At 50.1% G+C, this 24,852-nt stretch carries 20 protein-coding genes; 16 read left to right on the top strand and 4 right to left on the bottom strand.

The window, feature by feature from the left end; all coding sequences use genetic code 11:
- Positions 1 to 41: 41 nt before the first annotated feature.
- The 3 genes from NE562_RS02535 to NE562_RS02525 all read left to right on the top strand — a co-directional run bounded on the left by NE562_RS02535 (position 42) and on the right by NE562_RS02525 (position 4,800).
- Positions 42 to 3,665 (top strand): HD domain-containing protein, encoded by a 3,624-nt coding sequence (locus tag NE562_RS02535; protein WP_280960824.1) that lies wholly within the window; start codon positions 42 to 44, stop codon positions 3,663 to 3,665.
- Positions 3,666 to 3,691: 26 nt separating this feature from the next.
- A complete protein-coding gene (locus NE562_RS02530) occupies positions 3,692 to 3,817 on the top strand; it encodes a hypothetical protein (protein ID WP_280960823.1) in 126 nt (41 codons plus the stop codon).
- Between the two features lie 140 nt (positions 3,818 to 3,957).
- The gene (locus NE562_RS02525) at positions 3,958 to 4,800 is read left to right on the top strand and encodes a MaoC/PaaZ C-terminal domain-containing protein (RefSeq protein WP_280960822.1); all 843 of its coding nucleotides are present in this window, start codon (positions 3,958 to 3,960) and stop codon (positions 4,798 to 4,800) included.
- 122 nt (positions 4,801 to 4,922) lie between these two features.
- Here the strand turns inward: NE562_RS02525 and NE562_RS02520 are convergent, their stop codons facing one another.
- Positions 4,923 to 5,366, bottom strand: a complete 444-nt coding sequence (locus NE562_RS02520) for a MarR family winged helix-turn-helix transcriptional regulator (protein ID WP_280960821.1) — start codon at positions 5,364 to 5,366, stop codon at positions 4,923 to 4,925.
- Positions 5,367 to 5,766: 400 nt separating this feature from the next.
- Here NE562_RS02520 and NE562_RS02515 point away from each other — a divergent pair, with 400 nt between their 5' ends.
- From NE562_RS02515 to NE562_RS02480, 8 genes are all read left to right on the top strand, one after another.
- Complete coding sequence (locus NE562_RS02515) at positions 5,767 to 6,945, top strand: acyl-CoA dehydrogenase family protein (RefSeq protein ID WP_280960820.1); 1,179 nt, start codon at positions 5,767 to 5,769, stop codon at positions 6,943 to 6,945.
- 49 nt (positions 6,946 to 6,994) lie between these two features.
- Positions 6,995 to 8,173, top strand: a complete 1,179-nt coding sequence (locus NE562_RS02510) for a CaiB/BaiF CoA transferase family protein (protein ID WP_280960819.1) — start codon at positions 6,995 to 6,997, stop codon at positions 8,171 to 8,173.
- Between the two features lie 37 nt (positions 8,174 to 8,210).
- Complete coding sequence (locus tag NE562_RS02505) at positions 8,211 to 9,413, top strand: CaiB/BaiF CoA transferase family protein (RefSeq protein WP_280960818.1); 1,203 nt, start codon at positions 8,211 to 8,213, stop codon at positions 9,411 to 9,413.
- A gap of 97 nt (positions 9,414 to 9,510) precedes the next feature.
- The gene (locus NE562_RS02500) at positions 9,511 to 9,807 is read left to right on the top strand and encodes a 4Fe-4S dicluster domain-containing protein (protein ID WP_280960817.1); all 297 of its coding nucleotides are present in this window, start codon (positions 9,511 to 9,513) and stop codon (positions 9,805 to 9,807) included.
- Positions 9,804 to 10,217, top strand: coding sequence for an acyl-CoA thioesterase (locus NE562_RS02495; protein WP_280960816.1), 414 nt, complete (start codon positions 9,804 to 9,806; stop codon positions 10,215 to 10,217). The genes NE562_RS02500 and NE562_RS02495 overlap by 4 nt, the downstream gene beginning before the upstream one ends.
- 33 nt (positions 10,218 to 10,250) lie before the next feature.
- Entirely contained in the window at positions 10,251 to 11,900 is a 1,650-nt protein-coding gene (locus NE562_RS02490; RefSeq protein WP_280960815.1) for a BCCT family transporter, read from the top strand.
- 281 nt (positions 11,901 to 12,181) lie between these two features.
- Positions 12,182 to 13,798 carry a chaperonin GroEL gene (gene groL / locus NE562_RS02485; protein ID WP_280960814.1) on the top strand — a complete coding sequence of 539 codons (1,617 nt, stop codon included), beginning with the start codon at positions 12,182 to 12,184 and terminating at the stop codon, positions 13,796 to 13,798.
- 121 nt (positions 13,799 to 13,919) lie between these two features.
- Positions 13,920 to 14,876, top strand: a complete 957-nt coding sequence (locus NE562_RS02480) for a DMT family transporter (protein ID WP_280960813.1) — start codon at positions 13,920 to 13,922, stop codon at positions 14,874 to 14,876.
- 244 nt (positions 14,877 to 15,120) lie between these two features.
- Here the strand turns inward: NE562_RS02480 and NE562_RS02475 are convergent, their stop codons facing one another.
- The 3 genes from NE562_RS02475 to NE562_RS02465 all read right to left on the bottom strand — a co-directional run bounded on the left by NE562_RS02475 (position 15,121) and on the right by NE562_RS02465 (position 19,150).
- Positions 15,121 to 16,497 (bottom strand): IS3 family transposase, encoded by a 1,377-nt coding sequence (locus tag NE562_RS02475; RefSeq protein ID WP_280960812.1) that lies wholly within the window; start codon positions 16,495 to 16,497, stop codon positions 15,121 to 15,123.
- Between the two features lie 198 nt (positions 16,498 to 16,695).
- Positions 16,696 to 16,929 (bottom strand): hypothetical protein, encoded by a 234-nt coding sequence (locus NE562_RS02470; protein ID WP_280960811.1) that lies wholly within the window; start codon positions 16,927 to 16,929, stop codon positions 16,696 to 16,698.
- Positions 16,930 to 17,131: 202 nt separating this feature from the next.
- Positions 17,132 to 19,150 carry a sigma-54-dependent Fis family transcriptional regulator gene (locus NE562_RS02465; RefSeq protein WP_280960810.1) on the bottom strand — a complete coding sequence of 673 codons (2,019 nt, stop codon included), beginning with the start codon at positions 19,148 to 19,150 and terminating at the stop codon, positions 17,132 to 17,134.
- Between the two features lie 289 nt (positions 19,151 to 19,439).
- Here NE562_RS02465 and NE562_RS02460 point away from each other — a divergent pair, with 289 nt between their 5' ends.
- Genes NE562_RS02460 through NE562_RS02440 form a run of 5 tightly spaced genes read left to right on the top strand, consistent with a single transcriptional unit; the run spans position 19,440 to position 24,841 of the window.
- A complete protein-coding gene (locus NE562_RS02460; protein ID WP_280960809.1) occupies positions 19,440 to 20,636 on the top strand; it encodes a CaiB/BaiF CoA transferase family protein in 1,197 nt (398 codons plus the stop codon).
- Between the two features lie 9 nt (positions 20,637 to 20,645).
- Positions 20,646 to 21,599, top strand: coding sequence for a CoA transferase subunit A (locus NE562_RS02455; RefSeq protein WP_280960808.1), 954 nt, complete (start codon positions 20,646 to 20,648; stop codon positions 21,597 to 21,599).
- The gene (locus NE562_RS02450) at positions 21,547 to 22,356 is read left to right on the top strand and encodes a hypothetical protein (RefSeq protein WP_280960807.1); all 810 of its coding nucleotides are present in this window, start codon (positions 21,547 to 21,549) and stop codon (positions 22,354 to 22,356) included. The genes NE562_RS02455 and NE562_RS02450 overlap by 53 nt, the downstream gene beginning before the upstream one ends.
- A gap of 30 nt (positions 22,357 to 22,386) precedes the next feature.
- Positions 22,387 to 23,883, top strand: a complete 1,497-nt coding sequence (locus NE562_RS02445; RefSeq protein ID WP_280960806.1) for a sugar ABC transporter ATP-binding protein — start codon at positions 22,387 to 22,389, stop codon at positions 23,881 to 23,883.
- Positions 23,876 to 24,841, top strand: coding sequence for an ABC transporter permease (locus NE562_RS02440; protein WP_280960805.1), 966 nt, complete (start codon positions 23,876 to 23,878; stop codon positions 24,839 to 24,841). The genes NE562_RS02445 and NE562_RS02440 overlap by 8 nt, the downstream gene beginning before the upstream one ends.
- The last annotated feature ends 11 nt before the right edge of the window (positions 24,842 to 24,852 follow it).

Raw genomic sequence — 24,852 nt, 5'->3', positions numbered from 1 at the left:
ACTGAAGCTACAAATGAACGGAATAGGTAAAAGGTGATACTATGAAAACGATCCTTCAGCTGTCAGATTTTCATATCAAAGCGACAATGGGGGAGCCGGAGGACAATGTTGTTTTTTGCACAATGGTGGATTTTATCAAGGGGCTCAACCTATCGAATATTATTTTGGTATATAACGGGGATGTAATTGATAGCAAATGTATCGGACGGCGTATTCCAGAATCCTCTTCGGCGGAAGAAAAGGCGGCGCTATGGGAAAAGGAAGCCAGCACAGCCTTTGCATTGGCCGAAAAGTACTTTGCCTATCTGATGCGGGAACTTGATATTGCGAATAACAGAATGATCATATGCTGCGGTAATCATGATGTCAATATGTTCGCTGCCGGAAATAACAAGGTGGTTTGCGAATTGCATAATGTGGAATATGGCGATAGGAGATTTTCCTTGATCAGCCGGTTCATTGATAAAATGATCATGAAGAAAAACACCTATGAAACACATTTCAGGAAAATTGAAGGAATTAATTTTCTGGTTCTAAACAGCCATTGGATTGATAAAGGTACGCAGAAGCTTTGCGTGGATTGCGATTCGATTGAAAAAAACATAGAGAAAAACAAAGATGCGTTGATTAAAACGAAAAACAATTTAAGCAAGCAGCACAATGTATTGGTGGCTCATGCGCCGAGAACGGATTATTGTGAGCACGCCTTGTTGACCTACCCGGAAAACGAATACACCGCTGTTCTTGACCAAATAGAAACACTGTTCGGTTTGCAGCTATATGGCGATAAGCATACGGATAGCGCGCATAATTATGACTATATTGTCGGCGCGCCCTTGGATAGCGACCATATCACATGCGGCTTGCACCAATTCAGCGATACCAATCAGTATTATCACCGTACGATCGTGTACAAGGATGAGAAATGGCAAATTGTCGGTTCTCTCAATGACATCGAGCGGATTTTGGAGCTGAGTGAATCGTCGCTCAAACGGCAAGCGTTACGGTATTTGTTCGGTACAAAAGAGGTGCACAATCTGGCGGAACGGGTCAAGAGCTTTGAGGCGGTTCGTTCCGGACCAGAATGGAGATTGATCGACATTCTTTTCCGTTCCTTTGCAACCCTGCAGCAGCCGCAAGCGGGCATGGCAGGCAACGTAATCAGTGCGAAGGATGGTTTGATCAATACACTATCACAATTGATCCAGAAATCTGAAAAACGGGTAAGCGTAACATTAAGGGGCGAAGCCAGACTAGGGAAAAGCCTTTTTATGTCAATCACCTATTTAAATTTGCTTTATAAGTTTGGCAGCGGTACCTTTGATTTTTTGCCGATCTATATCAATCTGGAAGAGATTATTCATACGCATTCCCGACAGAATGAGAATAAGGATTCGGCAGCCTATGTCAATAAAATAAAACGGAAGGTAGAAGATATACTCAGACGGGGACTAGATCTGTCGAAGAAATACAACTGCCGGCCGTGCTGCATGATAGATGGACTGAGCCAGCATGTATTTTATCATAACGCACGCATTGAGAAAATGATCGACCAAACGATCAATAGCAAAGAGTTTCAGCCATATGCACACTTTATTTATGGGATCGATACGGATGAGGATCTCAATCTTGAGTTTACGCCGCAGCAAATCGCGCGCGATGCCGAATATTTAATTTATTTCAACCGGATCCGAACACATAAGGTCAATTCTACGATCAAATATGAAAACTTTATCAGGGCGTTTTGCGATTTGAACAGCTATGAAGACGATACGTATGACTGTATCATGGAAAATATCAATAGAATGCAGATTCTAGAGATCGACCTGAACATACTGGTTGTTTTTGGAGAATACCTGTGCAAGCGAAATACACACACCTTCTTTGATATGTTAGATGACTTTGTTAGATCTAAACTGGGGAACGCCAATATAGCAAAAGCGGCAGAAATGAGCTATCACCTGTACATGGGGAAACCGCAAAAGAATTATACTTGGATCCGTGAGCATGTCAAGCAGATCAGCAATCAGGATTTTGAAGTAATCCGAACCCAAAAGCTGATTGCAAGGTATTTGCTTGCAGCGAACTATGTACTTAGCGCGCAAAACGTGAAAGCCATCACGGAAATATCGCCACATTCAGGTCTGGATCAGCTATATGGACACGAAATTTGTTCTTATATCCGGGGCTTTGTAGACAAATTGAATCTGCATGCGGAAATGATCTCGTTTGCGCAGTTACAATATGACAAGCTATCGTATACTGGGAAATCAACGATTTCGCACCTGCTGGGCCGCACGCGGGGAGATAACGATACAATTCTTCAACTTTTGGCAGAGCAGGAACAAAGTTTGGATCAGCTGGCGCAAGCAGGAACGATTGCAAGTGCGGATTTTTATGAGTTTTCTGTTGCGAAGCGGTCGATCTGTTTAAGCAGAATTGCAAATTCTAACAACCAAGATGAAATGATTGACGCGTACATCGACCGGTTGCTGTCCGATAAATGGGAGAGAAAGGTCAATCGCGATTTTTACCTGCAATTTTACGGCGATCGGAAGGCGGAAGACATTTCGATCAGAGAGGATGTCGTATACGAAGGGTTTGATATTTACAATACGTATCATCTTTTAGCGAGCCGTTTGAAAACGCGGATCGGTGCAAATAAGCACTATCCCTTGCTGCGGCTGGAACTTTTCACCCTATGCGATCTGGTGCAGGTTCGTATTGATTCGCCCCTTGCACTGAGAAAAAACAGCGAAAAGAAAATCCGTTCCTTTTTTTACAACAGTAAATATAATACATATGACGACCCTATGGCAATTAATATTTTATCATCACTGATTGAAATAATCGATATCTATGTCAGACGGTTTCAAAAAACGAACAGGAAGGAACTTTTTATCCAGTATCTTATTCATCAAAAGACTGCTTTTGAAACGTGTAAAGAAAGAATGCGTTCGGGGGATGCTCTGCGTCCGGACGATCTCTTTGATCCCGGTGCGCTTTTGGAAGAATTGTCTCAGTTGGAACGGGTAAAAAAGACTGGCTGGTGCATCCCGGATAAACAAGACAGCTTAAGCAAAGCGGATTATTTACGAATCGTTCAGAACGGCGAGCAGCATGAAACCACGCTCGAGCATGTGTTTGAAGCGTATTTGATCGGATTGCTGTTCCTGCCAAGCAAAAGCTATACCCATAGTGATTATGATAAGCAAAAAATTCTCAATATGCTGCTGATACATGATATGGGCGAGGCCTATACGGGCGATTACCCGCCATGCTGCGTGCAATATGAGGGGATGAAAGAGCTGGAAAGCAATTACTGCGAGAAGGTGTTCTTATCTGGCACGCACCGCGATGTAGCAGATTTGACGGAATATCTGAAGCTATGGTTTAGCTGGGATGATCAAACGATCACGGATTATAATATAAAAATAGCAAAAGATATCGATAAACTGCAAATGCTTTATAAGCTGCTCACGCTTTTGCATAAAAGAGAATTGCATTTGACCCGGGCACGCTTTTTAGACTTTTGGAAGGCGGTCAACACGATCCGTACCGATGAGGGAAAGAAAATATTTAACGTTATCATCGCGAACAATAGGGCGTTTACAGAAACCGCGCAAGAGTATGATGTACCGCTGCAAAAGTTTGAGTTGGAGTGATATTCTATATGCAGAACGGCTTGGTAATGCAAAAAGTAAAACCGCCGTGGAGCGTCAGCAAAGTAATCAGTACGCTTTTTAAACAAATGGACGGTGTGGCGTTGGAAGAAATTAACGCGGATACCTATGCGCAATACGCCATGCAATGGTAACCGTGAAAGATCAGGGGGCGGCTGGCGGTTTCACGTGCAGGAATGAAGTGCATGAAAGCAAAACCGCTGCTGCTTGCAATCAGTCCGGCGCCTGTGATATAATGGAAAAACAATGCAAACGAAAGGGGCGAACGGTCAGGGTGGCGCTGAAATTTGAAGTAATCGGCCGGAAAAGCGCGCCGATGGAGCTGCGCTACGATTGGCGCAAGCTGGCTCTTTACGCGCTCAGTGTCGGTGCGAATGTCGATGGCGAGCTGGAATATGTATACGAGAAAAATATGAAGATCATTCCCACCTATTGGGCGGCGATCCTCGGTTTTAAGACGTTTACCGATGCCTACGAATACGGACAGAGCCTGCCCGATACGCTGCACTACGGTTTTGAGATCGAATATCACAAGCCGATCACCAACATCGAAGGCAGGATCGGCTATTCTGTTGAGCTGCTGGATATTTATGACCGTGGCTTAGGGCGCGGCAGTTTGGCGTTCATTCAAGCCGAAGCGTTTGACGAACAGGGAGACAAGGCGTTCACATTGCTGACCAAGGATATCGATATGTCCACCGGTGGTTTCGGTGGCAAAAAGCCGCCCAATGTGACGGTGGAGTATCCCAAACGCGCGCCCGACTTCGTGGTGGACGACCATATCGGCCCGAATCAGGCGGCGCTTTACCGCATTGATAACGATCCGAATATCCTGCATATCGATCCGGACTTTGCCGCTCTTGGCGGTTTCGACCGGCCTATCCTCATGGGGATGTGTACGGCCGGCTATGCCTGCCGCGCGCTGATCAAGGCGGTCTGCCCGGGGCGGCCGGAGGCGATCTGTTCTCTGTCCGTTCGCTTTACCTCGGCGCTGGAGCCTAACCGCCCGGTGCAGACGCAGATCTGGAAGATGGATGACCGGCAAATCGTGTTCCGGCTGATCGACCTGACGACCGGCGACGCGGTCCTCAACTTCTGCACCGCGCGGATCGAATAGGAGAGAGGCGGTCCCGCTTGGGATAAAAACAAATATGGAACGCAGAAACAGAAATCGGCGGCCCGTATAAAACGAGCCGCCGATTCTTTTGCTTTTCAGGGGGGTATAATCCCTGCTGTTTTTTATTCTTCCCCCAAGGCGTGAGCCAAGCCGTGCCACAGCTTTTCCATATTGTCCACAAAGGCGATTTGGTCCTCACCGGAAAGCGCCTCAAACGCGGATAACTCGATGCGGCGCATCGCACGGCCCATCTCGCGGCCGGACGCCCGTCCCTGCTCGGTTAAGCTGATCACACGGCTGCGCCGGTCGCCCTCGGCTATGCTGCGCGTGACCAGACCGCGCGCCTCCAGACTGTCTACCACGCTTGTCACGGTCTGTCTGGATAGGTTAAGTTCCTTGCTCAGTTCATTCTGTGTCATGGGCGCGCGCTGCTTATAGAGCAGCGTGAGAATATTCATGATATTTGAGGTGACGCCATGGTTGGCTGCGATTTTATCATACGCAGACTCTATCCCGCGCCAACTTTTATAATAACGGTCAAATAGTTCATTGAACTGATGTTGCATGGTCATTTCCCCCTTAGTCCATACAATTATAATTCTATATATTATATGCCATATACAGCCTGCGCGTCAATGGTTTTATATGCCAAATGACATAAAATCACACAATCATTCTGCTTTAAGAAACAAAAGGGGACGTAGCACGCGCCCGGTATGACGGCGGTCCGTCAATTATGCCCACGGCAGTTCGGATTCCTCGTACTGCACAAAGTTGGACGGGCTTTTCTGTGGAAACATACAAATCGAACAAAAATGAAGAGAATGCTATTGACTTTTTGGGCAGATGACATATAATAAAACCATAAATTATCCGATGCCGGACAAACCGAGAACAGACAAACAAATAACAGACAAACCGACATCGGTCTAACTAAAATCTCTTTTTATGAAAGGAAGCGTTAGTATGGATTTCAAACTGAGCAAGGAGCATCGCGCACTTCAGGAGAAGGCAAGAGAATTTACCGAGCAGGTACTGTTCCCGTACGAGATGGAGTGCGAGGAGAATAACGGCATCTCTCCCGAAACGCACAAATATATCACGGAGCAGGTTATGGAGTGGGGCTTCAACGCCACCAACCATTCCAAGGAGCACGGCGGTCAGGGCATGACGTTGTTCGAGCAGATGCTCTGCAGCGAGCAGTTCGGCATGTCCACCGGCGCGATCTGGGATGCGGTTCCGCAGCCGTCCTTCCCGATGAAGTTCGGCACCAAGGAGCAGATCGACGAGTACCTGATCCCCAGTAACCAGTGCAAGCGCCGCGATGCATACGCCATCACGGAAGCTGACGCCGGTTCCGACCCGACCATGTGCCAGACCACTGCTGTTAAGTGCGACGGCGGCTACAAGATCAACGGCGAAAAGTGGTACGTAACCGTTGGTAATATTGCCGACTTCTTGCTGGTACATACCCACATCGACGGCGATGCAAACAAGGCCACCGTATTCTTCGTTGAGAAGGACGCGCCGGGCGTAAGCGTTAAGCGCACCCCCGAGTTTACGCATCACTTCGCGTTCAAACACCCCGAATTCCTGTTCGAGGACGTCGTTGTTGACGAATCCAAGATCCTGAAGGGCATCGGCGAAGGCTTCAACATGACCAAGGACTGGTTCGTAGAAGCTCGTCTGGGCATTGCGGCTCGCTGTGTAGGCGGCGCGGAGCGCGTGCTGAAGGAAGCCAACGACTTTGCGGCCAACCGCGTTCAGGGCGATCGCGTGATCCGCGACTATCAGGTAATCGAGCACATGCTGGTTGACATGACCATGGAGATCATGGCCGCTAAGAGCCTGCTGTACCGCGTATGCTGGGAGATTTCCGGCGATATGGACCGCAAGCTGAAGCATGCCCGTGCATCCGCCATCAAGCTGTGGTGCTCTGAAATGGTTAACCACGTAACCGATAAGGCTGTTCAGATCCTTGGCGGCCGCGGCTACATGCGTGAGAACGCTGTCGAGCGTCTGTGGCGCGACCAGCGCGTTGACCGCATCTGGGAGGGTACCTCCGAGATCCAGCGCAACGTCATCGGCGGTCAGATCAAGAAGCGCGGCGTAGAGCTGTACACTGGCTGGGCTTACGAGGAGTAATTAAAAACAAACCCGTGAGGCTTTCTTCTCACAGTAATAGGAGGTCACTATGTATCCTTTAGAAGGAATCAAAGTACTCGATTTGATGACACTTTCCGGTTACTGCGGGATGGAACTGGCTGATTACGGAGCGGAAGTTATAAAAGTTGAAGCTCCGGAGACCGGGGATCCGCTGAGAATGCTGGCGCCATTAAAAAATGGCGCCAGTATTCATCATAGCTTCCGTGATCGCGGCAAGAAGAGCATTACGCTCGATCTGAATCATCCCGAGGGCAAAGAGATATTCAAAAAGCTGGCGGCCACGGCCGATGTTGTTTTGGAGAACTTTCCTGCCGGCACGATGCAGGCGCTTGGTCTGGGATATGAAGAATTATCAGCTATCAAACCATCCCTCGTATATGGACGCATTTCGGCATACGGTTCGACCGGCGAAGGGGCGAACACACCGCAGTACGATCTGATCGCGCAGGCCAAAAGCGGCGTGATGCACTTTACCGGCTTCCCGGAAAATCCGCCCGCGCGGATCGGCTTCTCAATCTCGGAGCGCTACGCGGCGAGTTTCCTATCCTCCGCGGTGTGTCTGGCGGTCTATCACGCCAAGGAAACCGGCGAAGGTCAGCTGGTGGAAACGACGCTTTGCGGTTCGGCCATCGCTATTTCAGAGGATAAGGTCATCACCTACGGCGCGGAGCATGAGGACCCGATGCGCACAGGCAACGCCCATCCGCTGATCAACCCCTATGATATTCTTAAATGCAAAGACGGCTACGTCGCCATGGGCATTTCGTCGGATGCACAGTGGGCCAAGTTCTGCGATGCATTTGAACGGCCGGAGTGGAAGGAAGACGAGTTGTACTGTTCCAATCTGGTGCGCGGCTACCATTATTTCGGCGATCTGCGCGTCAAGCTGGAAACGCTGTTCTCGACCTACTCCATGCAGGAAATTGCAGATATTTGCGATAAAACGCTGATTCCGGGCACGATGTGTTCGACGACCAAGGAAGCGCTCCAGCAGCCGCAATTAAAGGTAAGAAATATGATCGTTTCTGTGAAGGATAACGATCTGGGCGAACTGGAAATGCCGGGCAAGCCGGTCAAGTTCGCCGAAGAGCAAGAGGAGCCTCTGCGCGCCGCGCCGGCGATCGGAGAGCAGAACGCGCAGCTCTACTCCGCCTTGGGGATCGATGCAGCGGCGCTTACAAAGCTGCAGCAGCAAGGCGTCGTTTGAGCGGCGTGTGTGGATAAGATAAGTGAGGAGAGTGAAAATGAAGAAAGGACCTCTTAACGGGATCAAAGTTCTTGATTTTTCTCAGGTTCTATCTGCTCCGTTCTGCGGGATGATGCTGGCGGATATGGGCGCGGAGGTAATTAAGATCGAACGGCCCGGCGCGGGCGATATCTCGCGCGAATACGGACCGTACGTCAATGATATCAGCTTGTATTTTTGCCAATACAACCGAGGCAAGAAGGGCATTGCGATCGATATGCGCTCCGAAGAAGGCAAGCGCGTCGTCCTTGATCTGGTCGCGCAGGTGGACATCGTTATCGAGAACTTCAAGGCAGGCACGCTGGAAAAACTCGGCATCGGTTACGATAAGATGCTCGAAGTCAATCCCGGCTTGATCTATGGCTCGATCTCCGGTTTTGGTACATATGGACCGCTGTCCCACCTTCCGTGCATGGATATTATCGCCGCGGCCCGCAGCGGTCTGGTAGGGCAGACCGGTATGGCGGGAGACGCGCCGATCAAGCCCGGTTTCTCTCTGTGCGATACTTGGGCCGGCTTGCAGCTGCTGCGCGGCCTGTCCATGGCGCTTCTGCACAAGCAGCGGACCGGCAAGGGACTGCGCGTGGACATTGCGATGCTCGACTGCGCATTTTATATGTGCGAGTCGCCGGTGCTGGAGCACTCCATCACGGGCGAGTTCACCGAGCGCACGGGCAACCATTATGTATGGTATGCGCCTTACGGTGAATTTGCGGCCAAGGACGGCAACGTCGTTGTGGCTGTGACCAAGGAGGAAGAGTGGCGGGCGCTGTGCAATACGCTGGGGCTGGACGCTCTTGTATCGGATCCGCGCTTCGCCGGCAACGAGCAGCGGGTTCAGAACAGGGAAGCATTGATCGCGGAGCTGGAAAAAGCGACAAAATCCATGGGCCGCTATGATTTGGAGAATAAACTCGGCAAGGCCGGCGTACCAGCAGCTGCGGTACAGTCGCTGCAGGAGTTTGATAACAACCCACAAACAAAATCACTCAATGTGATAACCAAGATCGATCAGCTTGGCGTAGGCGAGTACACCGTTACCAATACGCCCATCCTATTCAGCAAGACGCCGGTCGACCCGAACGCGTCGGCGGCCGGTTCCCCGGGTGCAAACAGCAAAGAGATACTCAGCGGGCTGGGATACAGCCAGCAGAAGATCGATAGCCTGATCGCAGATGGAGCTGTGCACCAAGCAGGTTGAAAAATGTTATGGGTGCAACAAACGATCCACCCAATGCACAGCCTGCATGAAAATGCAAGGCGGCGCATTGGGTGGATTTTTTGGAAAGGACATAGTTGTGAGAACCGTTGAACTGATTTCGCCGGATAAGGAAAAATGCGTTAAGTGCAATGCCTGTGTCGACATTTGCCCCATGCGCGTGATCGAGGTCGACGAGGAGGGCTATCCGCGGGGGATTACCACAGCCTTTCTGACCTGTATCAACTGCGGGTACTGCGTAGACGTGTGCGCCTTTGGCGCGCTCCGGCACAAAGTGCGTAAACGCTCGGCCAACGCGGCCGCTGCATTGCGCGCGGCGCAAAAGCGCCTGAATAGATCTCGCGAATACCGGAAGAAACAGGGAGAATCAAAATGAGAAAAGACTGCGTTTTCTTCTGCCCCTTGCGCGTTCGCTTTGGCGAGGTTGACCGCCAAGGCATTGTGTATAACGGCAATTATGTGGCATATACCGATTTGGCTTTTGAAGAATTTCTCCGCTCAAGAGGATATTCCTATAAAGAGCTTGCGGAAAAGTACGACTCCGAGGTGTGCCATAAAAAGTCTACCTACGAATTTGTTTCCAGTGCATATGAAGGGGATATGCTCGAGGTCGGCATTCGCAAGATCAAGATCGGCCGCAAGAGCTTTACCATTGAGTTTGAAATATACCGGCAGGGAGAGGACGATCTGATCCTGTGGTGCGAATCTGTATATGTAGGCTATGATATAGAAAAACGCGCCAGCCGTCCGATCACTGACTTGATGAGGAAAATATTAACGGTATGACCTAACAATAAACAGAACGGAGGCGAGGAAAGAATGGGAAAAAACACAAAGCAAGGCAAAAATTCAGATGTTGAAGTCGGTTTGATCGTCGTAAGCGTGGCGGTGCTCATTGTATTCATCATCTTCATGATCTTGAACCCGGAATCGACGCTGAACGCGATCAGTTCCTTCTTTAATTTGATGATTTCCGGATTGGGATCGATTTTTGAGGTAGTGGCGTTTGTGACCTTTATCGTTGGACTCTATCTCTGTTTCGGTAAGTATGGCAAGGTCCGGCTCGGAAACTGTAAGCCGGAATACTCTAATTTCAGCTATTTTTCAATGATGCTGTTGGCGTCGCTCGCGTCGGCCGCACTATATTGGTCCTTTACCGAGTGGGCGAGTTATTATCAAACGCCCGGTCTCGGCATGGTGCCCGGCAGCGTGGAGGTCATCGAGTCGTCTCTTGGTTATCAGTTCTTCCACTGGGGCGTTGTCAACCAATCCATGTACACCATCATGGGTGTGGCAATCGCCTACGGCGTATATGTCAGAAAGTTGAAGTCCTTCCAAACGAGCGCGGTCTGCTGCGCGATGCTGGGCGAAAAGGTAAAGGGAAAGAACGCTATTGGCAAGGTCATTGATTTTCTGGTTATTTTCGGCATTTTAGGCGCGCTGAGCTCTTCTTTGGGGTTGGCGGTGCCGCTGGCAACCGGCGGTCTCAAGCAGCTGTTCGGCTGGGAGGCAACTCCGGTGGTGCAGATCGGTGTCATTGCGTTCATCGCGGTCGTTTACTCGATCACGGCCTATCTTGGCACACAGAAGGGTATGAAAGTCATTAGCAATGCCGCTTCGATCCTCTGTGTACTGTTCCTCCTGTTCGTGTTGTTTATGGGGCCGACCACTTTTATTCTCAAGAACATCGTCAATTCGCTGGGCCATATGATCGTAAAGCTTCCCAGAATGGCGCTGTTCACCGATCCGGTCTCCAATACCGGTTTCCCCGAAGCGTGGACGATCTACTTCGTGGCGTTCTATCTCAACTATGTGGCGATGATGGGTATTTTCATTGCCAAGGTATCTAAGGGAAGAACGATTCGGGAAGTAGCCATCTACACGATGTTTATCATGACGGGCGGCGGTATCGCGATTTTCGGCATCAACGGCAGCTTTTCCATCTTTACGCATCTGCAGGGTACGGTCGATGTAATCGGTCTGGTTACCAGCGGCGTGGGCGATGCGGCGATCTACCGGATTTTAGAGGTACTGCCGCTAGGAAAAACACTGCTTCCATTTATTATACTATTGCTGATCGTTGGCTTCGTGGCGCCGTCCATGGACTCGGCCTCGTTGGCGCTGGCTGAAACTGTGACAAAACGGGGAACGCCTAAAATGGCCTTGCGTTTGTTCTTCTGCGTATTGCTCGCGGTGATCCCAATGGCGATCATTTTGGTTGGCGCAAGCTTTACTGCGATTAAGCAAATCGCGATCATTCTTTCAGCGCCGTTTTTAGTTATTCTGGTGGGCACGCAAATCGGACTGATGCGATGGCTCAAGCATGACGACCGAATCGGCCTGCACGCGAAGATTATTGCGCAGCAGGAAGAGGAGGAACGGCAGGAAGCGTTGGCGGAAGATGAGAAACAGGCTGATGAAGCAAAGCCACAAGAAAAGGTAGAAGAGAAGGTGGCAGTCAAGGTTTGATTGCCATACGGAAAGCGCCGAGGCCGTTTTAGGCAGCCGCGGCATCCAAGGAGCCTCGCGAAAGCGAGTCTCCTTGGCTTTTTTCGGATATTCCCACGCGGCGCGGTTCTTTCGGAGAAGAATCTAAAAAAGGCTTCAGCAGACTTGTGCGGTCCAAGGCTTTGCGCTGTTTTACTGGAATTACCAATTAATTTGTAGTATAATATAATTCGGTGGTATTTGCTTCCTTTCAAATCCTTAGATATCACCCATAATTGGATAAAAAGTTAGGAGAGACAAATATGGCAAGAGATTTATATTATGGTGAGGACGCCAGAAACAAGCTTTGGAACGGCGTGGATAAGCTCGCAAGCGCGGTGAAGGTCACGCTGGGGCCAAAGGGCAGGAATGTTTTGGTGGACAGGCCGTCCGGCACGCCGCTCATTGCAAACGATGGGGCGACTGTCACCAATGGCATCGAATTGGAGGACATCACTGAAAACCTAGGCGCGCAGATGCTCAAGGAGGTTGCCGATAAAACCAATAGCGAAGTCGGCGACGGCACGACGACGACGATCCTGCTGACGCAGGCCATCATTCGTGAGGGCCTGAAAAATATCGCCGCGGGCGCGAACCCCATGGCGGTCAGAAGAGGCATCCACGGCGCGGTCGACGTGGTGGTCAAAGCGCTGGACGAGCAGGCGTATCGCGTGGAAAAGACGGAAGACATCGCACGGGCCGCGACCGTGTCCGGTTCTGACGAAGCGGTTGGCCGTATGATCGCTCAAATCATGGAGCAGATCGGTCAAGACGGCGTTATCACGGTCGAAGAGGGAAAAACGCTGGACACCACGTTTGAGATCGTAACCGGTACGCAGTTTGACAAGGGCTATCTTTCCTCTTATATGGTAAGCGATAAGGAACGGATGGAAGCGGTGCTGGATCATCCTTATATCCTGTTTACAGATAAGAAGATCAGCGACTTGCAGGATGTCATTCCGCTGCTCGATCAGGTCGCGCAACGCAAACGGACGCTTTTGATCGTGGCCGATGACGTCGAGGGCAAGGCGCTCACGGCGTTGATCGTAAATAAGATGCAGGGTGCGATCGACGTTGTTGCGGTCCGCGCGCCCGGCTTTGGCGACAGAAAGAAGGCGCTGGTGGACGATCTGGCGCTTTTGACCGGCGCAACGGTGGTCCGGGAGGAAACGGGCGACGTGCTGAGCGAGGCGACCGTCGATATCCTCGGTCAGGCTGAAAAGGTTACGATCATGAAGGATCGGACGCTCATCATCAATGGCGCCGGCGATCAGGAGAAGATCGCGGATCGAATGGCGATGCTGCGCAGGCAGCTCGCGGAAGCAAAGACCGAATTTGATATCGATAAGGCGCGGGAACGGCTGGGTAAGCTCGCCGGCGGCGTGGGCGTCATCAAAGTCGGCGCTGCGTCCGAGGTAGAACTGAAAGAGAAGAAGCTGCGGATCGAGGATGCTTTGAATGCGACGCGCGCCGCTTTGGCGGAAGGCGTAGTCGCCGGAGGCGGCCTTGCTCTCTGCAATACGGTTGCCGCCGTGGAAGCGTATGCACAGGAGCTGACGGGCGATGAGAAAACCGGCGCGCGCATCATTTGCCGGGCGATCGAGGAGCCGGCCAGACAGATCGCGGAAAACGCGGGTTGCAGCGGCGATGTGGTCATAGCCGAGTCGATGCGGCGCGGCGAGGGCATCGGTTTTGACGCCGAAACCAATACTTATGTACCGATGATCGAAGCAGGCATCGTGGATCCTGTGAAGGTGACCAAGCAGGCGCTGAAAAACGCTGCCTCAATGGCCTCCACGTTTTTGACCACGGAAGTGGACGTGATCGATCCTAAGGACGAAGCATGGCTGCGCAAGCATGGCGGTAATCCGCTGATGTGACCCTGTGAGAAAGCTTTTCACTGTTCCATACAAGGCTTTCACCATATGCATACGGCTATGAATTTGCGCAAGAGCCGCCGGTTTGACGCAGCGAACATTTCCAATATGAGGGAGGATTCATATGGGAAGATACAAACGCATCGGTTATTTTATGGCGGCCTTTGGCGGTATGTGCTGGGCCTTTTCAGGCGCTTGCGGTCAATATCTGTTTATGAACCGCGGCCTCAATGCCGATTGGCTGGTTTCGGTGCGGCTGACGGTCGCCGGTATCCTGCTGACGCTGTATTCGCTTGCGCGCTGGCGCGGCAAAGCGACCGCGATGTTTCGCTCCGCGCGGAAAGTGGGCGCGTTGGTGGTGTTTGGGCTATTTGGCATGGCGCTGTGCCAGTATGCGTTTTTTCGCTCTATTGAGCTCTCTAACGCGGCTACGGCAACGACGTTGCAGTATACCGGTCCGGCGATCGTATTGGTCTGGCTGGCGCTGCGCGAAAAACGTATGCCGAGCAAGCAGGAATTGCTGGCTGTTTTGTGTGCGATCGTGGGCGTATATTTGTTGGCGACGCATGGCGATCCAACGCAGCTCGCGCTGAGCGGCAAAGCGTTTGTCTGGTGCATGATCGGCGCGTGTGCGTTTGCGGTATACAGCGTGCAGCCGCGCGCATTGATCGAACGGTATGACACGGTGCCGGTCACCGGCTTCGGTATGCTGATCGGCGGTATCGCGCTGGGAGCGATCTTTCAGCCTTGGCATATCGTTGGCCAATGGGATGCGGTTACGGTTTGTGGTTTGATTGTTATCGTTCTGTTCGGAACGATCTGCGCCTTCTGCTGCTATCTGGAAGGCGTGCGCCGCATCGGCGCGGCGAAGGGCAGCATTATTGCGGCGGTTGAGCCGGTTACTTCGGCGATTTTAAGCGTGTTTTGGCTGGGCGTACCGCTGCAAGTCATGGATTATGCCGGCATTGCGTTTATCGTCGCGGCAATGATATTGCTGGCGGGCAAGGACAAAAAGCCGATACCTGAGCCGGAAGCGGCGGAGCAACCTGCGCCAGCTGTGTCCGACGGAGCCATAGAATAAAATGCAGCAGATTAGCGGTGCTGCACTTGTATAACGAAAGAAAAAGCCAAGGCGTTTCGATTGGGCGAAACGCCTTGGCTTTTTTAACGCCGCACTTATATAAAAAAGAGAGCGCTGTTAAGCGCTCTCTTTGCAGACTGTCAAAGAACCTCCACGCGCCGCAGCGCGCATAAAATAGGATTTTGCCGCAAGAGCAAAATCCATAAAATCCGGGAGCATGGGAGGTGCGGACCAAAAGTTGGACTTACGCACAAAGCCCGAAATTTAGTCGATACTCGAGGGGGCTTCTCCCGCCAAGAGAGCATTTGATACGTTTTTCACGATACCAGAGCATATAGTCATCAAGCAACTGGATAAAGCTTTCAATGGAAACGTTAATCCAAGAAACCCCATAGAACATTTCATTTTTTATACGGCCAAAGAAGCCCTCACAGGCGGAATTATCCGGCGGGCAGCCTTTTTTCGACATGGAACGTTGCAGCTTCGCCTGCTCCATCCGTTCAATCCAGCCGGGCCAGCGATAGTGGCAGCCACGATTGGTGTGGACGACGGGATGCTCCCCTTCTTTTAGCGTAGAGATCGCGTCATCCAGCATTTGATTGACCAGTTCTGCATTGGGAGACGTGCCGATACGCCAGCAGACAGGCATGCCGTCAAAGCAGTCGATGATTGGGGAGAGATAAACTTTTCCTGCTGGAATGGCAAACTCCGTAATATCGGTCAGCCACTTCTCATTGGGGCGGTCTGCGTGAAAGTTACGCGCAATTACATTGGGGACCGCCAGCGTAATTTCACCTCGATAGGAGTGATACGCCCGTTTTCTTGGAATGGGCTGTATCTGTTCCTGTTTCATCAAACGGCGGATTACCTTTTCGGAAAGCTGTATACCGCGCTTTTTGAGCGATAAATAGATCCTTCTATACCCGTAGCATAGATGGTTTTCTTCAAAAATTGCTCTAATGTAGATCCGTTGTGTCACATATTGATCTGGCCGGTTTATTCTCTTGTTTTGATAATAGTAGCTGCTACGAGCACATTGTAAGGCCGCAAGCAACTTCGACAGCGGATACTTATTCTTCAGAGCGCCGATGATCGCTGCCTTCTCCGCATTCCGGAGTGTTGTCCGATCGACGCCGGGGTCTTTTTTTAATATGTTAAGCGTCTCCTTCAGAATATCGATCTCCATCTGCATATCCTGTATTTGAGCCTTCAGCTGGCCCATTTCTTCTGAAGACGACGGCCTGCACGGCACAAGCTTTTTTCTTGGATTGTCTTTTCGATTCATCAGTGCGACCGCCCCTTCCTGCTGGTACTTCCGTCGCCAGCTATAAATGCTGGCTCGGCTGTATCCGATCTCATTTGATACTAATCTTACATCTTCTCCAAGCTCAAAGCAACGGTGCAACGCTGCTAATTTCACTTTCACCGGCGGATGACGGGGGTGCTCCGGTGTATTGATCCCACGAAACCGCGATTTTTCCCTTGGCGGCTGTGCCTGTGCCTTGAGCCATCGATATAAGGTCTCACGTCCGGGATAGCCTAGCTCTCGTATGGTCTCGGTGACAGATTTGCTCTGCCTATATAACTCTATGGCACGCAGGCGCTTTTCTTCAGTGAACATCGTGCTTCCCTCCTCTTGGAGCCTTCACTTGTCCAACTTTTTGTCCGCACCTCCATGTATCTCGGATTTTATACAAACCGACTTCAAGTGTGCCTGTAAGGCGCGCGCAGAAGCCGGAATTCTCGATCGAAATGGGGCTTTGTTTCGATCGACAGACTGTCAAAAATAGTTTTTTGACAGTCTGAAAAGAGAGCGCTGTTAAGCGCTCTCTTTGTATGTTGGAGATAACTTTTCAATAACATCGGCGATAGAAAGACCGCTTTTTGTTAAGAACTCCATTAAGCGTTTGGCATCGGCCTGCTGCTGCAAATCCACGATTTCTTTGCGGCGGGCTTCTAGTGTCGATATCTGTGCTTTGTGTCTATTGATCTTTGCGTCGATCTCGGCTAGTTCGGCCGTATAATTGACTTCTCTTTTTACACCACGGGGCATAATACCACTTCCTTGTCAAAGATGAAAATAGTATAGCACCAATGAACTGGGAATAAACACGAATACTGGCACAAGAAAACGTAATGCACGAATACGGCGTGGACTGCATTACCATTATTTGCATAGTGAGTTGCCTGCAAAATGGATATAGAATAAATAATAGGTGAAGAAAGCTCGCTGAATGATTTATGAAGAATGTATTTTAAAATAGCTTGCGGATTCCATGGTAATCGATGTGATATTTATCGACCTTTCGATACAGTGTGCGGCGGCTGAGACCTAATCGCTCGGCCGTTTCTTTGATATTACCGCAGCAAATTTTCAGTGTGGTTTCGATCAACTCTTTTTCGGCCGCCTCAACGGGGCGGATCGAAGAGCCGGAGGATGCTATTTGAATGCGAAAAGCCTTGTCGTCACGCTGCGAAGAAGCGGAATTGTGAAATATTGTACCTTTCAAAATGTTAATGGGCAAGTGTTTGGGCGAGATTTCGTGCTCTTGGGTGAGTAAACACGCGCGCTCAATCGTGTTTTCAAGTTCGCGGATGTTGCCGGGCCAAGGATACTGTAGAAATAACTGCCGTACGGAAGGAGAAATGCCAAGTAACGATTGCCTGTGCGGCTGCTGGTATTTTTGAATGAAATAATCGGCCAATAGGAGCGCATCCTGTTCACGCTCTCTAAGTGGAGGGATGTGAAAGGTCAGTACATTTAAGCGGTAGTATAGATCACGCCGAAACGTTTTTTTCGCGATGGCTTGCTCCAGATCGACGTTGGTGGCGGCGATGATTCGGATGTTCAGTGGGATTGGCTTGGTTCCGCCGATCCGCGTGACTTCTCTCGTTTGCAGTATGCGAAGCAGATCGATCTGCACCTCATATGGCATATCGCCGATTTCGTCAAGAAATATAGTGCCGTTGTTCGCAAGCTCAAACTTGCCGGCGTTACCGGACCGTTTGGCGCCAGTAAAAGCGCCGGATTCATAACCGAACAACTCGCTTTCGATTAAGGTGCGGGGAATCGCTCCGCAGTTAACCGCAATGAACGGGCCATTGCAAAAGCTGCTGCTGTTGTGAATGGATTGTGCAAATAGCTCCTTGCCGGTGCCGCTTTCGCCAACTAACAGAACGTTGGAGCCGTTTTGCGCAGCGATTTGTGCGTTCTCTTTGACCGATACAATCGCGGTGGATTCGCCAATGATATCGTCGAAGGTAAAGTAGGCATTGGAACCAATGTACTTGTTGACAAGATTATGCACACGCTCAGACTCTCTAAATACGATCAGGAAAGAATGATAGGCATCCTGATCGATCCTATGCAGGGTGACAAAAAAATTTTCTGTTTTAAATCGTGTGTGAAACGATAGCTCTACATCATAGACAGCGGATTCAACATTTGAAAAATCCAGCTTTTTAATAAAAGAAAAGACCGACTGATTAATGATCTCATGCTTGCCAAATCCCAAAAGCTTTTGGGCGGTACGGTTCGCATCGATGATCGTATAATTGCTGTCAATCAGAAAAACGCCCTGATCAAAGGTGTCCAAGATCGTTTGCAGCTGGTTTTTGGTGGTAGCGAGCTGCGTGTTGGTTTGCTGCAAAGCAAATTGCTCTTCAATGGCTCTGCTGGCGGCGGTGATCATACCAAGCGTATGCCGATGTACTTTGTTGGGGGGACCGGACATGGATAAAGCGCCGATCGGCGTCCCGTTGGCTAAGATGATGGGAGCGCCTGTACCGCTCACCGGATGAGGCTCCAAACGGAAATGCTGGTTGGGCGTCAACTGAATGGGCTTGCGCAGAGCGAGCGACGTTCCTATACCGTTGGTGCCAAATATATTTTCGCTGCGGCAGGAACCTTCAACCAAGGGGTTGTCTTTATGCTTATAGTCCCGCAGAATAGACGGATCGCCAATGAGCTTTAAGATGTAGCCGTCGCTATCCGATAGCATAATTGAAAAATCAGTATCCTTGACGACCTGATAAAGCAATTCCATGAATGGTACGGCAATCGATAAGAGCTGCGCGTTTTGATCGCAGCGCATTTTAAATTCACCTTTGGATAAAACCTTTTTCATGGGAGCCGCGGGATCAAGATGATGTGCTAGACAGCGCCTCCATGAGTCATAGATTTCCTCCGGAAAAATGTTGAGATCGCAAAAGCCTTGTTCAAAAAAAAGCTGCCGCGCCTGCTGCTCTCTTTGCAATGACAAATCATTACTCATAGAATCACCCCGATTCAATGCTACATTTTATTTGGTCTTTCTATTGTATAGAAAGATTGCATAAAAAGCAAGCGCGTTGATTTGATATATTATAACATGTGACAAAATGGACGCACGCACATGTCGCATGTGTCAATTATGACACAAAAGTTTGCGCTGTTCGGAGATGGGAAGTAGCAAAAATAGCCCTAATAACGCGATAAAAAATATTTTTCGATTTTTGCAGAGTTGGCACGGTAATTGCTTCTAACTAAGTATCCAAATATGCAACGAAAGAGGGGATTCACCAATGGTGCCGTTTTTAAAGGGAATGAAGGTATTGGATCTTTCGCGTTATATTTCAGGACCGTTTGCAGGCATGCTGCTCGGCGACTTAGGCGCAGATGTGATCAAAGTAGAAAAAGCCGGCGTGGGAGATGATACAAGAAGCTTTGAACCTAAAATCCATGGGGAAAGTATCTACACTTTTGCGGTAAACAGAAGCAAGCGCAGTTTGGAATTGAATTTCCGCACGAAGGAGGGTCAAGCGCTACTGCGAGACCTCGCAAAAGAAGCGGATGTGCTAATCGAAAATTTTCGACCGGGAACGATGGAAAAGATGGGATGCGGCTGGGAAACACTACACGAAATCAATCCGCGTCTGATCATGGTCTCTATTTCTGGGTTCGGCTCGAAAGGTCCCTACCGTGATAAACCGGGATTTGACGCGGCGATTCAGGCAATGAGCGGACTGATGTCGGTAACCGGCGACCCCGACGGCCCGCCGATGGTGCACGGCACTTTTACGGTAGATCATGTGACCGCAATTTATGCCGCATATGCGATTCTAGCGGCCTATATCGGCCGACAGCAAAACGGGCAGGGGCAGTTGATAGAGCTTTCGTTGTTGGAATGCGCCGCCACACTGCTGCTCAGCAGCATACCGGATCAGGCGGCAAACGGAAAAATCGCTTCCCGTGTGGGGAATCAAGATCGCTACTTATCGCCGGGCAACTGCTATCGAACGATGGATGGAGCGCACATATTATTGATCGCCGGCAGCCAACCGCATTTTAAAGCACTGTGTGAGGCAATGGCCCAAACCGACCTTTTGAAAGATGAACGCTTTGCGAAGCAGCAAGCCCGCTTCCAGCATCGCGACGAGATCGACAGGATCGTGGGCGCATGGATCGCTGAAAAACGCGCGGAGGAAGTGCAGCTTATATTGGAACAACACGGGTTGGTATGTTCACGGGTGGAAAACACGGCTGATCTGATCAAAAATCCGCAGCTCCGCTATCGGAAAAAATTGATTCAAATAGAGCATCCGATCATGGGTAATGTGACCATGATGGATATGCCTTACCATTTTTCAGCGTTGGATATTCCGCCACAGCGGGCTTGTCCGGTGTTGGGACAGCATAATGAGGAGGTGTTGAAGGATTGGCTGCGGCTGGATGACGTACAACTGGAAGAATTAAAGAATAGACATGCAATTACGCAATAGGAGTTTCATATGTCAAAAAGAAAATCAAAACTATGCAGTATGCGGCAGGCAGTTTCGCTCATTCGGGATGGCGATCGTATCGCGCTTGGCGGCTTTGCGATCTATCAGAAGCCCATGGCGTTGGTGCATGAGCTGATCCGGTCGCAGAAAAGGGACCTAACCGTAGTTGGCTCGGTGAACTCGATCGACGTGGATATGCTGGCGGGGGCCGGTTGTCTCAAAGGTGTGGAAACCTCGTATGTCGGTCTTGAAAAGTTTGGTCTTGCCGCAAATTATCGCCGTGCGGTACAAGCCGGTGAGATACGCGTGGTGCATTATCCGGAGCTCATCAGCTGGGACCGTTTTCGGGCAAACGCGGAGGGCCTGAGTTTTTGGCCGGTCTCCTATTTAGGCGGTTCGGATATTGTCAATCTGAATCAGGATATTCAAACCTTTCTAGATCCAATAACCGGAAAGACACTGTATGCCGTTCCGGCGGCAAACCCGGATGTTGCGGCGATACATGTCCCGGCGGCGGATATCTATGGAAATGTCAGAATACAGCCGAGACATTTGCTGCCGCAAAGCATGGACGTGGCGATAGCAAGAGCGACGCGGAATCTGATCGTGACAGCCGAAAAGATCATTAAAACAGAAGAGATACAAAAAACTCCGCATTTGAATGTGATACCTGCGTTCCGCGTTCGGGCGGTCGTGCATGCGCCGAACGGTTCTCATCCGACGCCGGTGCTCGGTGTACGCAAGATGGATGATGCGTTTTTTGAAAAATACGTAGAAGCCTCGGCGGATCCACAAGCCTTTCATACGTTTCTGCAAACGCTGATCTTGCAAACGAGGGATCAGGCGGCGTATTTAAAGCAAATAGGGTACGAACAGATCGGTGCATTGACGGAAGAAAAGGAGGGGAAAGATGGAGTACAACATAGCGGAGTTGTTGGCGGTGAATTTGGCCCATACAATTAAGGACAACGAAGTGGGATTTACCGGTCTGGCAACAGGAAAGTTAGCAGCAATGTACAATACCAACATACCGCTCTTGGGAATGGAGTTGGCAAAGCGGACCCATGCCCCGAATCTAACGATCTTGCTATGCGGCTGGCTGCACAACCCCGTGCTGAGCAAGCTTACCGCAATGCCGTCCTGTGAATTCAGCAATGATCTGCTCAATCTGGAATGCGAGGCGCAGATGCAGGATTATCCGGGCACATGGGCTTACAAAGCGGGCGACATTGATTTTGCATTTGGAACAGGCGTTCAAGTGGATCGTGAAGGCAATATCAACTGTACGTACATTGGTGAGCCCAAGGCGGTGAAAGTACAATTAGTCGGTCCGATTTTTCTGCCCGAGCATTTCGCGGTATTCGGTCGCGAATATATCATGATGCCACATCATGATAAAAGAAACTTCGTAAACAAGGTGGATCATATTTCAGGCGTCGGTTATCCCGGCGGCATACAGGGACGCCGCCGACTCGGCTTGCCGGGAAACGGCCCCAAATATATCTTTACCCCAAAATGTATTTTTGCGTTTGATGAGTATGGAAAGATCTATGTTAAATCCGTTCATAAGGGAGTTTCCAAACAAGAGCTCATTGAAAGCACCGGCTTTGACATAGGCGATCTGGGTGAGGTGCCGATGACAACGGAACCCACGCAAGAAGAGCTGAGACTTTTGAGAAAGGAGATTGATCCAAAAGGAATTTTACAGGGAGGAACATGATGGGAAAGCGTTTGAAGGAGGGTGAGAACAGTGCATGAGGATTACATGGTCGAAATGCGAGGAATAAAAAAGCAATTTCCCGGTGTTTTGGCCTTGGATCAAGTGGATTTGTTTGTGAAACGGAAGCAGATTCATGCTATTGTCGGCGAAAACGGCGCGGGAAAGTCCACCTTGATGAAGGTGCTGAGCGGGATATATCCGAAAGATGAGGGCGAAGTGCTGTATGATGGCAGAAAGGTCGAATTCCGCAATGCGATGGATGCGAGAAATGCCGGGATCGGTTTGGTTCATCAAGAGCCGCAAATCATTCCGACCATTTCTATCGCAGAAAATATTTGCTTGGGAGAACTGCCGAAAAAGGGTTTCTTTGTCGATCAAAAGGGATTGTTGGCGGAAAGTAAAAAGGTTTGCGAGCATTTGGGTATCCAGAAGCCCGTAACCATACCGGCTGGGCGCTTAAGTATGGGAGAACAGCAACTGCTGCAATTTGCGCGGGCGTTGTATTATCGATCACGACTGATTATTATGGACGAGCCTACCTCCTCTCTGACCGAGCATGAGAAAGAGCATATTTTTGGAATCGTACGGAAGTTGCGTGCGGAGGGCGTTACCTTTGTATATATCACACATCGAATGGAAGAACTGTTTGAGCTATGCGATGAAGCGACGATATTAAAAGATGGAAAACTGGTAGACACGGTCAAAATCAGCGAGGTGGACAAAAAGAGTCTGGTCAATTTAATGGTAGGGCGCGAAGTTGGATTGAATTTCCCGAAAAAGGCGGATACCGTCGGCGACGAGATCCTTCGTGTGGAAAATCTCGGTGTGAAGGATGTGTTCCGGAATATCAGCTTTTCTGCGTATGCGGGTGAGGTGTTGGGATTCGGCGGTCTGATCGGAGCGGGGCGCACGGAGATCATGGATGCAATTTTCGGTATGCGTCCGGCAGATGCCGGAACTGTCGTGGTAAAGGGGCGTACAGTCAAAATCAACTCACCCAATGATGCGATTGCGGCCAAGATCGCCTATGTAACGGAGGACCGCCACAGCGGTATGGTCATGCATGCCTCGATCCGCGAAAACATGACATTGGCTTCGCTCAAGATGTTTGTAAAACACCTGTTCATCAATGAGACAAAGCGTGGAGAGGCTGCAAAAAAATACAAGGCCAGACTGTCGATCCGTGCGCCGGACCTTATGACCCCGGTGGACAGTTTAAGCGGAGGCAACCAACAAAAAGTAGTGTTTGCAAAATGGCTGATGAGAGACGCTGATCTATATATTTTCGACGAGCCGACGCGCGGCGTGGATGTCGGCGCAAAGGAAGAAATATATAAGCTGATCAGAGAGCTGACAAATGCGGGGAAAGCGGCGATCGTCATATCCTCGGAGCTGCCCGAATTGATCGGTATGAGCGATCGGATATTGGTAATCCATAACGGAGAAATCGCAGGAGAACTTGCTGGTCAGGATGCCACGGAAAGCTTGATTATTCAATATGCGACGGGAGTGGTGAAAAATGGATAGAAATACTGCGGCACAGCCGTACAGCTTTTCAAAAGTAAAAAATTTTTTTAGTTTTAAAGCAAACGATAAATTAGGCATATTGATTGCGCTTTTGGTATTAATCATTGTTTCATCTGTTTTTTCGCCGTCGTTTTTAAAAGTAAACAATTTACTGAATATTCTGCGGCAAAATGCCATGCTGGGCATTGTACTGATCGGCATGACCATGGTGATCATTGGCGGCGGCATTGATCTGTCTGTAGGCTCCACGGTGGCGATCTGCGGTCTCGTAACCGGCTATTGTATGCATTTGCCGCCGGTGCTCACGCTGGTAGCGGTGCTGGCTACTGGCATAGCGGCGGGAATGCTTAACGGCTATCTGGTGGCATATCAGAACATGGAGCCTTTTATTGTGACGCTAAGCACACAAATCGCCTTGCGCGGGCTGTGTCTGTTTCTGACCGGCGGGACCTATATTTCCAATGTGAAAACCTATTCCTGGCTAAACAGCAAGATTGGAGTGGTATCCGTGTCGGCCATCATTCTGGTGGCAATGTTTATTATTTTCGACGCTATTGCGGTTAAAACGATATTTGGACGCAACGTATTTGCGAGCGGCGGCGGAGAGATCGCGGCGCGTTTATCCGGTATTCGGACAAAAAAGGTACGAATGATGACCTATGTCATCAGCGGCGGCATGTGTGCCATTGCGGCGCTCATCAATGTCGCACGGCTGTCCACTGCGGAGCCGTTGGCGGCAGAGGCATTGGAGGTTGATGCGATCGCGGCGGCTCTGGTGGGAGGGAACAGCCTGCTCGGCGGCAGAGGATCGATTTCCGGCGCATTTCTGGGACTGTTGGTGTTCGCGGTTTTGGCGAACTTCTTTAACCTGATCGGTTTGGGCTCTTCGGAACAACAGATTCTAAAGGGGATCATCATTGTGATCGCGGTGCTGATCAGTCAGCGGCAGAAAAGATAATCAAAACTTTG

Source organism: Butyricicoccus faecihominis, assembly GCF_024462775.1.
Taxonomy (GTDB): domain Bacteria; phylum Bacillota; class Clostridia; order Oscillospirales; family Butyricicoccaceae; genus Agathobaculum; species Agathobaculum faecihominis_A.
The sequence above is the reverse complement of the archived record's forward strand: the minus strand, read 5'-3'. Positions and strand labels throughout refer to the sequence as shown.